We start from the raw sequence: 13,292 nt of genomic DNA on the forward strand, positions 1-13,292 counted from the left end.
AGTGTGACAATAGACATGGCAAGCTCCAAGGATATGGCTGTTGAGACACCTACCATATTACTCGGAGCTTGCTCTTTTTTCAAAACCCACCGGCTTTGGGACGGATACGGCGTCAATCCACAGTACTCATCAGGAACGGGTGAGGTACAATGAAATTTACCATCAAAATTCACTACCAGAAAGGAGTTCCATGCGTCCCAATCGATTGCGCGCCATTCTGCAAAGTGGAGAGTTTGCCATTGGCACGATGATTCAAGAGATTCGTTCTCCTGCAATAGCTATCATCCTTGCTCATGCCGGTTTTGATTTTGCGTTCATTGACATGGAACACGGCCGATTCGACCTCGAATCTGCCGCCAACCTCATTCAATCCCTGCGATTGGCAGGGTTAACTCCGCTGGTTCGTGTCCCTGAAAGCGAATATCACCTCATTGCCCGGGTTTTAGATGCCGGAGCGGAAGGAATCATGGTTCCTCGGGTTGAAACCCCCGCCCAGGTGAAGCAGATTGTCAACAGTGTGCGGTTCCCACCCCTCGGGAAAAGAGGGTTGTCAACCACCAAAGGCCATAATGATTTTCAATCGGCTGACCCATGGGAATTTACGCGCTTTATGAATCGTGAGAACCTCGTCATCCTGCAGATCGAACGCAAAGAGGCCGTAGATCAGATTGAAGACCTGCTCGATGTCCCCGGGGTCGATGGTGTAGTCATCGGCCCTACCGACCTATCGGTCTCCCTCGGCGTAAGCAAAGCCCTGGACGACCCGCACATGGTGATAGCAATCGACAGAGTGGTGGCCGCAGCCAGACGTCGTGGCCTGTTCAGCGGTATTCATGCCGGAATGGATTGGATTTCGTTCTGGCGCCCACGCGGAATGACGTTGCTGGCCTGCGCTACCGATCTTGATTTACTGAACACCTCGTTTCACCATCTATCCGCCGAATTGCGGAAAGTCGGCCAGAAAGGTTAATCGTCGCAGGCCTTTCCTTTCCCATACAGCTCTGTCAGGCAGAAGCGACCTCGCTCTCTTTTTCCAGCAAAGCCTGCTTGCGTTGAATTCCCCAGCGATACCCTCCCAATCCTCCATCACTGCGCTTCACCCGGTGACAGGGGATAACCACCGCTACCGGGTTCGCGGCGCATGCGTTGGCTACCGCCCGAACAGCCGAGGGCTTCCCGATAGACTCAGCTACCTGCCGATAGGTTCGCGTTTCACCATACGGGATGCGTCGCAGAGCTTCCCACACCTCCCATTGAAAGGCCGTTGCCCGGATATCGAGGGGTAAATCGAGCTGTTTTTCTCGCCCTTCCAGGTGGGCAAGGATGGCCTGCACCCAGTCTTGTAGCTGGCCGCGATCCTGCACAAGTTCTGCTGAGGGAAACTCTTCTCGTAAACCGGCAAGCAGAGCGTTATCACCCTCACCAAAACGTACCGCACACACCCCGCGGTGAGTTGCTGCTACCAGTAAACGCCCCATCCAACTTTCCACAATGGCGTAATTCAACTCCATACCCTTCCCTCCTTTGCGATATTGACCGGGGGTCATCCCAAGCCATCGATCAGACGCCTCAACAACGCGACTGCTGGATGTATATCCTGCTTCAAATTGCGCTTCGATCACCCGGGCGCCCTTTCGGAGATGGCTTTTAAAAGCTTCTGCACGTATCAATGATGTGTACTGCCGTGGTGTCATGCCAGTTACCTCTTTAAACACCCTGTGCAGGTAAGTCGGGCTGATGTTCAGCCGCCGGGCCAACATCTGAAGAGTCAGAACCGTCTCCTTCTCTTCCTCCAGAATAGAACAGGCCTGCCTGACCAGCCATACACGATCATCAGGGGCGGAGGTCTCTAGAGGGCGGCAACGCTTACAGGGACGGAAACCCGCCGCAAGGGCATCTTCTGGGGTTGCGAAAAACAACACATGTTCGCGCCTGGGTTGACGCGAGGCACACGAAGGTCGGCAAAAAATCCCCGTGGTACGCACCGCATAGACAAATTTTCCGTCCTGGTCTCGATCTCGTATCTGAACCGCTCGCCAGCAGACTGACTCATCCATTAATTTCACCTTTACCGTTCCCAACCGGTCTTGATTCATGCGTCTATCTTACCCGGTTCCAACAGGGGATTCTATCCGAATTTTACACAGCAATTCGGTATGCTATAATTCGAGGACTCATTTCGATCGTGGAGAAGGTATGAAACGCTCCCTGACCTTTCAGGAAATCATCCTCACCTTGCAAGATTTTTGGGCCAGACAGGGTTGTTTAATCTGGCAGCCGTATTACACTCAGGTAGGCGCGGGAACGTACAACCCCGCTACGTTTTTACGGGTCCTCGGCCCCGAACCGTGGAATGTGGGCTACGTGGAACCGTCCATCCGCCCGGACGATGGCCGTTACGGAGAGAATCCCAACCGCCTGCAGCAGCACTACCAGTTCCAGGTCATCCTTAAACCGGACCCCGGTGACCCACAGGAACGTTACCTGCAATCCCTCCAGGCGCTGGGAATAGATCCTCGCCAGCATGATATTCGTTTTGTCGAAGACAACTGGGAATCTCCAGCACTGGGCGCCTGGGGATTGGGTTGGGAAGTCTGGCTGGATGGTCAGGAAATTACTCAGTTTACCTATTTCCAGCAGGCGGGTGGTTTTGCCCTCGACCCGGTGTCGGTAGAGATCACTTACGGGCTGGAACGAATTGCCATGGCACTCCAGCGGGTACGGAACTTTCGGGATATTCAATGGAGCCCCGATCGCACCTACGGAGACGTCAACCTTCAGGGCGAACAGGAACACAGCCGCTATTACTTTGAAGTGGCCGATGTCGAGCGCCTGAGGCAAATGTACGACCTTTTTGAAGCTGAAGCCCAGGCCGCCCTCGAACATGAGCTGGTACTCCCCGCTCATGATTACGTGCTCAAATGTTCCCACACCTTCAATATCATGGATACGCGCGGTGCCATTGGCGTCACCGAACGGCAGGCGCTTTTTGCACGTATGCGCGACTTAGCCCGCCGGGTGGCCGTGGCTTATGTGGAACAACGTAAAAAACTGGGGTTCCCCTGGCTGAAAGATGTGCGTCCCACCGTGTCTCCATCCACACCCGTAGAGGAAAGTTCGTCTGCCCCCCTCGCCCGGCCAGCTGACTTCCTCCTTGAAATTGGCGTCGAAGAACTGCCTGTTGCCGATCTGGAGAGCGCTTTGCTTCAACTTCAGGAGCGCCTTCCGGCTCTTCTCGCCGAACAGCGCCTTTCTCACGGTGAGATACAGGTTTTCGGAACACCCCGCCGCCTGGTAGCTCTGGTGAAAGACCTGGCTCCTTCCCAGCCCGACCGCACCACCCTCGTCAAAGGGCCGCCAGCGGCACGCGCGTTTGACGCCAGTGGCCGCCCAACCCAGGCCGCCGAGGGCTTCGCCCGCAGCCGGGGGGTGGCGGTCGATCAATTGCGGATAGAAGAGATCGATGGAGGGCGTTATGCCGTCGCCGAAGTACACGAAGCCGGGCGGAGCACCCCGGCCGTCCTCCGTGAAGCCCTTCCCGGTTTACTTGCGGCCCTGAAATTCGAAAAATCTATGCGCTGGAACGACAGCCAGGTCTCCTTCTCCCGTCCCATTCGCTGGCTGGTGGCCCTGCATGGCGGGGAGATCATTCCTTTCGAATACGCCGGGCTGCGCGCCGGACGCACAACCCGTGGATTGCGCTTCCGCGAGCCTGCAATGATGGAACTCCATCACCCCACCGATTACTTCTCCACCATGCGCGCCCAGGGAATTATCCTCGACCCTGCTGAACGCCGTGATGTAATCGCCAGCCAGGTACGCCATCTTCTCCAGGAGATTGGCGCATCTTCCAGAGTGGATGATGGCCTCCTCGATGAGGTCACCCGCCTTGTGGAAGCTCCCACCGCCCTGCGTGGTACCTTCGAGCCCGAATACCTCAAACTCCCCCCTGAGGTGCTGATCTCGGTGATGAAAAAACACCAGCGCTACTTCCCGGCTTACGCCGAGTCGGGCGGTCTGCTTCCATACTTTATTGCCGTGCGCAACGGAGATGACCAATACCTGGACGTCGTTACGGATGGAAACGAACAGGTTATCCGGGCACGGTTCGCTGACGCTTCCTTCTTTATTCAGGAAGATCTGAAACACTCCCTGGAAGATCATCTTCCCCGCCTGGGAACGCTGACCTTTCAGGTCAAACTGGGTTCCATGCTCGACAAGTCTCGCCGCATTGAGGCTCTGGTGGAACCTCTCTCTTCCTTCATTCCCCTGAACGAAGAAGAGCTGGCCGTCGCCCGCCGCTCCGCCAGGCTCTGCAAAGCTGATCTGGTTACCCACATGGTGGTTGAAATGACCTCCCTTCAGGGGATCATGGGACGTTATTACGCCCTGCATTCTGGCGAAAGCCCTGCCGTCGCTGAAGCCATCTTTGAACATTACCTGCCCCGCTACTCCGGCGATACCCTGCCTGCTTCCAAACCCGGCTTACTCCTCAGTGTGGCCGATCGGCTGGACACACTTTCCGGGTTGTTCGCTGCCGGGCTGGCCCCCAGCGGCACCAAAGATCCATTCGCTCAACGCCGTGCCGCTCTGGGACTGGTTCAGGCACTGATCGGCACGCACACCCCCTTCGATTTACGGGAAGGGTTGCGCCTGGCCGCCGCCCACCTGCCTTTACCGGCCAGTCCTGAAAGCCAGGCCGCCTGTTTTGAGTTCATCACCGGACGATTACGCAGTTACCTCCTGGACGAACTGGGCTTCCGGTATGACATCGTGGACGCCGTCATGGCTGAACAGGCGCACAACCCGCTGGGTGCCTGGCAGGCTACCCGTGAATTGAGCCGCTGGGTTGAACGCCCCGATTGGAATACCATTCTGCCCGCGTACAGTCGCTGTGTGCGTATCACTCGAGACCAGCCCGAAATCTACTCCGTCAACCCGGCCCATTTCAGCCATCCGGCAGAGCATGAGCTTTTCGAAGCCATACAGAAGGCCGAAACAACCCACTCCAACGCCGGTTCTCCAGATAGTTTCTTGCAGGCTTTCCTGCCAGCCATTCCAGCCGTCAACCGCTTCTTTGATGCTGTGCTTGTCATGGACGAAGACCCTGTCGTGCGTGCCAATCGTCTTGGCCTGCTCCAGCGAGTGGCCGCTCTGGCGCGCGGTACAGCGGACCTTTCTCGTCTGGAAGGATTTTAAAGATTCCCCCTCTGGTTACCTGCCGGAGTCCACGTTCAGACTGACGTGGACTCCGGGTTTATTTCCATGGGATCAACCAGTACTCTGTACCATCTCCTTCAGCCGCCCAGCCAGTATACCCGCCGGTAAGGGTTTCCACTTTCCACCACACCCAGCCATCGGCACAGACCGGCCCCTCCAGCACCCGGGCAACTTCGCCCGGTTGAATCCATCCCACGCGTTCTGCATCTTTACCGGCCTCCTTTCGCAGGCGTTGCGGTAAGGCAGGCTCCTCCAGCGTGCGCACCTGGTCTCCCACTTCCAGCCGTGAATAGGGGGCGTCGGGGCAGGGCCGATGCGCGCGAAGAATGGGAGTGGCCGTAACCATGGGGGTAGGTCGGACGGTAGGGCCAATCGCCACCTCCAGGGACGCAGTTTGCGCCATGGGGTCAATACGAAATACTTTTCCGCCCACCAGGCTGGTCACCCAGGCCGCACCTACCGCCCAGGACACATTGCTGAGAGGTAAATCGAGCGAAAGTTCGGCTACAACCTGATCATTCCCCGTATCAACCTGAATGACCTTCCCCCACGGGGCGGCCAGCCACAGCCAGCGATCTCCGATCACCATCCCTGCTGGCCCGATCGGTGGATGTTGCCCCAGTCTGATTTCATCATAGAGATGCCCCTCAAAACTCAAGCGGTAAAGCTTGCCATAAGCCTGAGAAAACATCCAGAGGCTGGTATCCGAAGCCGTCAGTGCATCTTCAATCTGCCAGTCAGGCGTCCCTGCAAGTTGCACTGGCGAACTGACCAGCGTCGCAGGGTCAATGCGCACCAGAGCCGTTTCGATGGGCATCTTCACCAGCCCCCACACCACACCCCGTGCAACGGTTAAATCCAGTACGGGGCCCACCTGGCCGTACCCTGCTACCTGACCGGTTCGGGGGTCGATGCGCACCACTCCCCCGGTCTCATGATATTCCTCCCCCGGTAAGAGAATGTTCGTCAGAGGCCGTTCAGTGACCCCCACCCAGATGAACCCTGCCCCTGCCACCAGGCAATTCGTTTCTCCCTGAGGTACTGGGATGACAACCTGAAGGGTGTAATCCGCCAGTGAGAATTTCAACACCCGGTCTCCTTCTCGATCCAGAGCCCAGGCCGCCCCCTCTCCAAGAACCATCTGTTCAGGGTGCATTCCGGTAGGAATGATCACCAGCGTCGCCCCGCTGATCGGGTCAATCACCCGTACCTGGCCATCCACAGGGTTAGCCACCCAGAGCAACTGGTCTGGAGAAAGCAACGTGGGGGTAGAGGTGAACCCCGGGGTTGGGGTTGGTGCGGTTTGTGGGGTAGCAACCATCTCCGTTGAGGTTGCCCGGGGCATCTCCTGGCCGTCAACCCGTATGGGATTGATCAGATTACACCCCCCCATGAACACAAGCGTCAGGCACAAACCCAAAAACCAGTGTTTTCGTTGCATGATGAAATTATATCCGTGGAACACTTCGAAGATCATGCCGTTATAATACATTTATGTCCTCGATTGATGAGATCAAAACGCGAATTGATATCGTCGATCTGGTATCCGAAACCGTTCAACTCCGGCGTACCGGGAAGAACTACACCGGATTTTGCCCGTTTCATCCCAACAGCCGAACACCCGCTTTTGTGGTTTTCCCTGAGAGCGGCACCTGGCGTTGCTTCGGCCAGTGCAATGAAGGCGGCGACATCTTCCGCTTTGTAATGAAAAAAGAAGGATGGGACTTCCCCCAGGCGCTCCAATATCTGGCAGAAAGAGCCGGTGTACGGCTGGAACCTCTCACGCCGGAGCGTGAAGCGGAGAAAGAGGAACACGAAAAACTGCGTGCCCTTCTGGAAGAAGCGGTCACGTTTTTCCGCCACCACCTGCTTGAAACTCAGCCCGGCAAAGCGGCATGGGCTTACCTGCAAAAACGCGGGTTGACTCCTCAGACCATTGAAGCTTTTGGGCTGGGGTATGCCCCTGACTCATGGGACGCAGCCTGCCAGCATTTCCTCTCTCGAGGCTACACGCAGGAAGAACTGCTCCAGGTTGGCCTTGTGACCGAGCGCGATTCGGGCGGGGTCTACGACCGCTTCCGAAACCGACTGATGATCCCCATCCGCGATGCCAGCGGTAAAATGTGCGGTTTCGGCGCTCGCATCCTCGATCCTCAGGATCAGCCTAAATTCCTCAATACCCCTCAGACCGTTCTTTTTGATAAAGGCCGTCTGTTGTATGGGCTTGACCAGGCCCGCAAAGCCATCCGGAACGCCGATCAGGTTGTGATTGTCGAAGGATACCTGGACGTCATCGCACTTCACCAGGCCGGTTTTGCCAACACCGTTTCTCCCATGGGCACGGCCCTCACCGAAGACCAGCTGCGCCTGCTGAAGCGCTTCACCCGCCGCATCGTTCTCGCCCTCGACCCTGATGCCGCCGGACAAAAAGCCACCTTACGCGGCCTGGAAGTTGCCCGTCAGGCCATGGACGTCTCCAGCGAGCTGGTGTTTGATGCTCACGGGCTGATCCGCCAGGAAGGGCGCCTTCAGGCAGACCTGCGCGTGACCACCCTGCCAGAGGGACTCGACCCGGATGAAATTGCCCTGCGCGACCCGCAGGAATGGGCTCACATCGTTGAGACAGCCAAACCCATCGTGCTGCACGTCATGGAAACCCTCGCCTTCGGACGCGATTTGAACGACCCCAAAGTTAAAAGCGAGATCGCCTCACGGGTATTACCTCTCATTAACGACGTGGCGAGCCCGGTCGAACGGGAAGATTACCGGCAACGCCTGGCGCGTTTGCTCCGCGTGGATGAACGCGCCTTGCAGGCCTCCCCTCCCCCTTCCCAGCGCCGGGTCACCCGCCGCCGCCAGCCTTCACCTTCCTCTGAGCAAACACCTTCTGTTTTATCCGCCCGCTTAATGCCCACCCGGGCGCTCGAAGCTCACGTCCTGCGCCTGCTTCTGCGTTTTCCCGAGTCTCTATACAACCTGGATCGCCTTCTTCAGGAAGCAGGCTTGAACCGCTTCTCGAGTGAGGATTTTGAGGAAGCCGACCATCAAATGTTAGCCCGGCAAGTCCTTTCCTCTCTGGAGCAGGACGCACTCGATGCCAGCCACTACCTGGTCGAATCGATCCCTGAAGAGCTCCGTGAAACCGTGCAGACCTATCTGGAGCCTTTTCCCGGCGGCGAGCCCACTCCCCAGAAAGCCTTCGAAGACCTGGTGCATACCCTGTTACGCCTGCGCGAAACCCGGGTGCGTGCCAGCCTCGACCAGTTGCGCTTCATGCACAGCGATCCGCAAGAACCATCCGATTTTCCCACCCGTCTGAATGAAATGACCCTCCAGTTCACCCAGACTCTGCAACGAATTCATCGTGCACTCAGGCAACCCATCCTTCCCTGAAAGCCTTCCCGGAATTTTCAGTCTTCCTTGATGCTTAAAAATAGCCCCTTCCCCTTTCTTAAACCAATTTGACAATTGTGGTATATTTATCCCATGGCTCGAAAGAAAATACCCTCTTCTCGCCCACACGCTTCTGTGGAAAAGCCGGATGAGAATCTGCTCCCTTCCAGTGACGCTCCTGCCAGCCGCCTTTCTCGCTCCGGCATGGTAAATGATCCAGACCTGCCAGAAGATGCCGAACCAGGGGGCGAGGATGAACTCGAAGAGAAAGAAGAGACCGAAGAACCCATCGCCACTGCCGGGGCTGAGGAATGGAATGACATCAGCCTTGAAGATGTGGTTGAATTGCTTGATTCCTCCGTGGTGGCGATGGAGCTTTCGGAAGACCCCGTCAGGCTCTATCTGAAAGAAATCGGGCAAATCAACCTGCTGGATGCCGACAGCGAATTCAGGCTGGCAGCGCGAATCGAGGCGCAGCGGTTTCTTGAGAATCTGCAAAAGCATCTTCCTCAAGGCAGTGATCGGCCCAACGAAGCGCTCTTTGGCATGGTGGCGCGAGAGATGATCACCTCGTATAACCGGATGATCGAGGATGCCCGCACCCTGCAACAGGGCAATGTGCCAGACCTGGCACTCACCCTGGCTGAAGCCCAGTTACTGCGCCGCCAGTGGCAGGCCGATGAACCCTCTTACCTGCGAACCTATCTTGATAACGGCCTGTGGGGTAAAGATGCTCTGTGGGATGGTTTTGTACGGCACACCTTCACTATGTTTATTGGCATGTACCTCCTGCCTCCGGCTCTGGCGGACTCACTCCTTCACCGTCTGAAAGACACCAACCAGATGCCCGACCTGGACTTCTTCCTCACTCACATGCCCCCGGAAGCGGAACTGGCCAATGAAGTTGAGGGAGTCCGTCGGCGGGCTGAAGAAGCCAATCAGACGCTTATCCGCGCTAACCTGCGCCTGGTAGTGAGCATTGCCAAGCGTTACCTCGGACGAGGGATTTCTTTCCTCGACCTGATTCAGGAAGGCAATCTGGGGTTGTTGCGGGCTGTGACCAAGTTTGATCCTACCCGTGGTTTCAAATTCTCAACCTACGCCACCTGGTGGATTCGTCAATCGATCAGCCGCTACATTGCCGAACAGGCCCGTACGATTCGCATTCCAGTCCATCTCTTTGAGGCCATCACTCGCTTGCTACGGGTTCAGCGCACCATGGTGCAACAACTTGGCCGTGAACCCACTGCCGAAGAACTGGCCCTGGAGGGAGGGTTCCTCTCCGAAGAAGACACTCGCGCCATCAAGCAGGCGCGTAAAGAAGGAAAACCCATCGATCCAGAGGTGCTCCGGCGCTGGAACTGGGCCACGGCCAAAGTACAACGCATCCTCCAGTCCGCCGAAGAACCCGTTTCTCTGGAGCGCCCGGTGGGCGATGAAGAATCCAGCCAGCTGGGAGATTTCATCGAAGACGACGAAGCCCTGGAGCCGATGGATGCCGCCGCGCGAGAAATGCTCCGCGAGCAGGTACAAAATGCTCTCGGCGCCCTTTCAGAACGAGAACGGCAGGTTCTCGAACTTCGGTTTGGCCTGATCGACGGAAAAGACCACACCCTGGAAGAAGTCAGCCGTTATTTCAACGTTACCCGCGAGCGCATTCGCCAGATCGAGGCCAAGGCACTTCGTAAACTGCGCCATCCCACCCGTAGCCGTCACCTCCGCGAATACCTCTCTTAAAAGAGGGGTCACCTTTTCCTGAGACAGGCTGCTCCGTAGATTGTGGAGCAGCCTGTTTAACCCGTCCCCAGGTCAGATTGAAAGGTACTTATAAGGTAAGGAGCCCTTCGAAGATCATATAATCGAAAGGCGGATGTAATCGTTTATGGCACTTCGTGTTCTTCTCGTTCAGGCAGAACCGCGCCTTACAGAACCTTTACTGCGCTATTTTAAACAGCGCGGAGACGAAGTCTGGCAGGCGTGGGATCTGGGTCAGGGGCAGGCACTCCTGGAGCAGGTCAAACCGCAGCTGATGGTGATGGATCTGCATTTTTCCAGCCAGGAATGGTATGCCTTCCTGCGTGAGGCCCGCACGGCCAATCCCGCTTTAAAAGTGATCATGACCAATCGCTACCCGGATCTGCAACGAGAACTCAGAGCCCGTGAGCAGGGCGTCCGGGTGTTCCTCCGTCAACCATTTACCTCGCGGTGGATCGAACAGGCCCTTCACCAGTTAGAAGAAGACACCGTGCCACGCTCCCCGCGCATGGTGAAACCCGCCTCACCGCATGAAGTGCGCATGCCCATGCGGGTTAAAATCACCCTGCCTTACCTCCTGCTGGCCATTCTGTTCGCCCTGGCCAGTGCATACCTGATCAGCCGGGTCGCCCTCGAATCAGTTCAGGAACGATTTCTAAACCAGCTGGTAAAAACCGGGCTTCAGGCACAAGACGGCCTGGTACAGGAAGAAAACCGCTTGCTCGAAACCCTTCGCCTGATTGCCAATACCCAGGGTCTTCCCGAAGCCATGCAATTAAAACAGGCCGAAACTCTCCGAGAGCTACTTCTTCCGGTGGCGGCTAACAGCCAGGAAGAAGAAATGATCCTCCTCGATTCATCCGGGAACCACCTGCTCACACTCACCCACGTGCCGGATGGTGGCGTTGGAGAATACCGTGCAACCACCGGTGGAAGTGAAGCCGCCAGCTGGCCTTTCGTCAGGCAAGTGTTGGAGGGGAAAAGCGACGCGACAGGTGATAAATTTGCCGGGCGTGGTTCTGGCCCTCTGGGAGAAATGATCTATGTAGCCGGCCCGCTGTATGATCCAGCCGGTAACCGCCTTGGTGCCGTGCTGGTAGGAAAATCGTTGCTTACCCTGGCCCGTGAACTCTCCAGAGACACCCTCAGTGATGTCACTTTTTATGACCTTCAGGGCCAGCCCCTGGCCACATCCCTCAACGCGGAAAGGGATCAGCTCTTACTCTCCGCAGCAGAAGCATCATCCATATTGGAAAGGCAGGATCATTCCAGCCAGACGCGTGACCTTTCCATTTCCAACCTGCGTTATACCGAAGTTCTGGCTCCATGGGAAGTTCGCGGTGGCGAAGATCTGGGGGTCATGGGAGTATCACTCGCTCAGGCGTTTTTTATTCGCACCAGCCGTGCCACCCAGATTGAGATTTTCCTCTTTGTGGCCACGGCAATTTTCCTGGTCATCGCAGTGGGCGTATCGCTCGCCAGCCTGATCACGCGCCCTCTGATGAAGCTGGTTGCAGCCTCCAGCGAGGTCGCCAGCGGAAATTTAGAAGTAAAAGTGGATATTGCAGGCAATGACGAACTGGCCATCCTCGCCAACGCTTTCAATCGCATGGTCGCTGGCCTGCAGGAAGGATCCATTTACCGTGATCTCCTCGGGCGTACTGTTTCACCCGAAGTGCGCGAACAACTCCGGCAGACATTTTCATCAGGCAATCTGCGTCTCGAAGGGCAAGAAGCCGTCGCCACAGTCTTAATGACCGATATTCGCGGCTTCACAACCCTTTCTGAAAAAGTCCCACCTTCTACCGTTCTGCACTGGCTCAATGAATATTTTGGACAGATCGTTCCCATCGTTACTCATTACGGCGGAGTGGTAAACCAGTTTGAAGGCGATGCCATGCTGGCCTTCTTTGGCACCCTCCCTCGCCTGCTCAACCCCAAACAGAGTGCTCTTGCGGCCTGCCAGGCCGCTGTGGAGGTGCTCCAGGCCATCGAACGGTTGAACAACCAGCGCCGCGCGCGGGGAGAACCCCAGCTCATTACTGGTATCGGCATAAACACCGGGGTGGTCATCGCCGGTGGTCTGGGCACAAGCGACCGCCTGCACTATACTATCATTGGCGATACCGTCAATTCGGCGCAACGTCTGGAGTCTTTAACGCGTGCATTGTTTGACAGTTCTGCAATCCTGGTCAGCCATGCCACCTTTCAAGCCCTTGCTGAACACCAGGGCCGTTTCCACTTTGAAGCTCTGGGGTATCATCAGGTGCGTGGCAAGGCGGAAAGGATCCAGGTCTACCGTCTCCATCCTCCACGGAATCCAATTGGCTGGGAAGGTATGCTGTGAGCACCAAACCCGAACGCCATCTGCCTGCCTGGCAGCGGCTCTCATGGAGTATCTTCCTCCTCCTCCTTTTCCTGGGGGGGCTGGCAGCCCTGGGAGGGGCCATATTCTCCCCTGCCTGGCTGGTGACCGCCGGAACACTGCCTGTGGCTCTGCATTCCTTCCAACACGCCGATTATTCCGCCGATCTTCGTGGGCTTCACCCTTTGGCCTTTGGGCTCGGACTGGTGGGCGAAGCCGCTCGCGATATGGCACCATCCGCCTTATCTCCCATGGACGACCTGCGCATCCTCCTGCAAACCCCGGTTCCAACTGTGACGCCATATCCCACCCGGTCAGGCCTGCGCACCGCACTTCCCACCTTCACCCCAACCCCAATCACGCCAGCCAGCGCCACCCCTCCTTCCATCCCCTCGCCTTCAGCCACTGGAACCCCCACCGGCCTTCCTTCTTTTACACCGAGCTTTACGCCTTCAGCCACGTTGCCATTCCCCCCCTCCTCTACCCCTACAGCCTCTCTGCAGCCCCTTCCGACCCGGCGTACCTCTACCGCCACCGCTGCGCCATTCATCCCCACCCC

7 protein-coding genes and 1 pseudogene are annotated in these 13,292 nt (G+C 57.0%); 6 read left to right on the top strand and 2 right to left on the bottom strand.

Annotation, left to right across the window (positions count from 1 at the left end; all coding sequences use genetic code 11):
- Positions 1 to 190 precede the first annotated feature (190 nt).
- A complete protein-coding gene (locus ATHL_RS11060) occupies positions 191 to 970 on the top strand; it encodes an HpcH/HpaI aldolase family protein (RefSeq protein ID WP_062193588.1) in 780 nt (259 codons plus the stop codon).
- A gap of 34 nt (positions 971 to 1,004) precedes the next feature.
- On the opposite strand, the gene ada is transcribed toward ATHL_RS11060, so the two are convergent.
- Positions 1,005 to 2,096, bottom strand: a complete 1,092-nt coding sequence (gene ada / locus ATHL_RS11065; RefSeq protein WP_201797965.1) for a bifunctional DNA-binding transcriptional regulator/O6-methylguanine-DNA methyltransferase Ada — start codon at positions 2,094 to 2,096, stop codon at positions 1,005 to 1,007.
- 100 nt (positions 2,097 to 2,196) lie between these two features.
- Here ada and glyS point away from each other — a divergent pair, with 100 nt between their 5' ends.
- The gene (gene glyS / locus ATHL_RS11070) at positions 2,197 to 5,199 is read left to right on the top strand and encodes a glycine--tRNA ligase subunit beta (RefSeq protein ID WP_062193591.1); all 3,003 of its coding nucleotides are present in this window, start codon (positions 2,197 to 2,199) and stop codon (positions 5,197 to 5,199) included.
- Positions 5,200 to 5,257: 58 nt separating this feature from the next.
- On the opposite strand, the gene ATHL_RS11075 is transcribed toward glyS, so the two are convergent.
- A complete protein-coding gene (locus ATHL_RS11075) occupies positions 5,258 to 6,661 on the bottom strand; it encodes an SH3 domain-containing protein (protein ID WP_162787678.1) in 1,404 nt (467 codons plus the stop codon).
- Between the two features lie 53 nt (positions 6,662 to 6,714).
- Here ATHL_RS11075 and dnaG point away from each other — a divergent pair, with 53 nt between their 5' ends.
- The 4 genes and pseudogenes from dnaG to ATHL_RS11100 form a co-directional block, all read left to right on the top strand.
- Positions 6,715 to 8,613 carry a DNA primase gene (gene dnaG, locus ATHL_RS11080; RefSeq protein WP_062193596.1) on the top strand — a complete coding sequence of 633 codons (1,899 nt, stop codon included), beginning with the start codon at positions 6,715 to 6,717 and terminating at the stop codon, positions 8,611 to 8,613.
- A gap of 93 nt (positions 8,614 to 8,706) precedes the next feature.
- Positions 8,707 to 10,350, top strand: coding sequence for an RNA polymerase sigma factor RpoD/SigA (locus ATHL_RS19575; protein ID WP_084001382.1), 1,644 nt, complete (start codon positions 8,707 to 8,709; stop codon positions 10,348 to 10,350).
- A 145-nt stretch (positions 10,351 to 10,495) separates the two neighbouring features.
- On the top strand, positions 10,496 to 12,715 hold the full coding sequence (locus ATHL_RS11095; protein WP_062193603.1) for a cache domain-containing protein: 2,220 nt from the start codon (positions 10,496 to 10,498) through the stop codon (positions 12,713 to 12,715).
- A pseudogene (locus ATHL_RS11100) lies at positions 12,712 to 13,292 on the top strand (hypothetical protein); the annotation flags it as partial. The gene ATHL_RS11095 and the pseudogene ATHL_RS11100, both read left to right, overlap by 4 nt.

It is taken from the genome of Anaerolinea thermolimosa (assembly GCF_001050195.2).
Classification (GTDB): Bacteria; Chloroflexota; Anaerolineae; order Anaerolineales; family Anaerolineaceae; genus Anaerolinea; species Anaerolinea thermolimosa.

Bases quoted from the DNA above. Each gene is read 5' to 3' on its own strand.
- ATHL_RS11060 (WP_062193588.1), top strand. From the start codon at position 191: ATGCGTCCCAATCGATTGCGCGCCATTCTGCAAAGTGGAGAGTTTGCC.
- ada (WP_201797965.1), bottom strand. From the start codon at position 2,096: ATGAATCAAGACCGGTTGGGAACGGTAAAGGTGAAATTAATGGATGAG.
- glyS (WP_062193591.1), top strand. From the start codon at position 2,197: ATGAAACGCTCCCTGACCTTTCAGGAAATCATCCTCACCTTGCAAGAT.
- ATHL_RS11075 (WP_162787678.1), bottom strand. From the start codon at position 6,661: ATGCAACGAAAACACTGGTTTTTGGGTTTGTGCCTGACGCTTGTGTTC.
- dnaG (WP_062193596.1), top strand. From the start codon at position 6,715: ATGTCCTCGATTGATGAGATCAAAACGCGAATTGATATCGTCGATCTG.
- ATHL_RS19575 (WP_084001382.1), top strand. From the start codon at position 8,707: ATGGCTCGAAAGAAAATACCCTCTTCTCGCCCACACGCTTCTGTGGAA.
- ATHL_RS11095 (WP_062193603.1), top strand. From the start codon at position 10,496: ATGGCACTTCGTGTTCTTCTCGTTCAGGCAGAACCGCGCCTTACAGAA.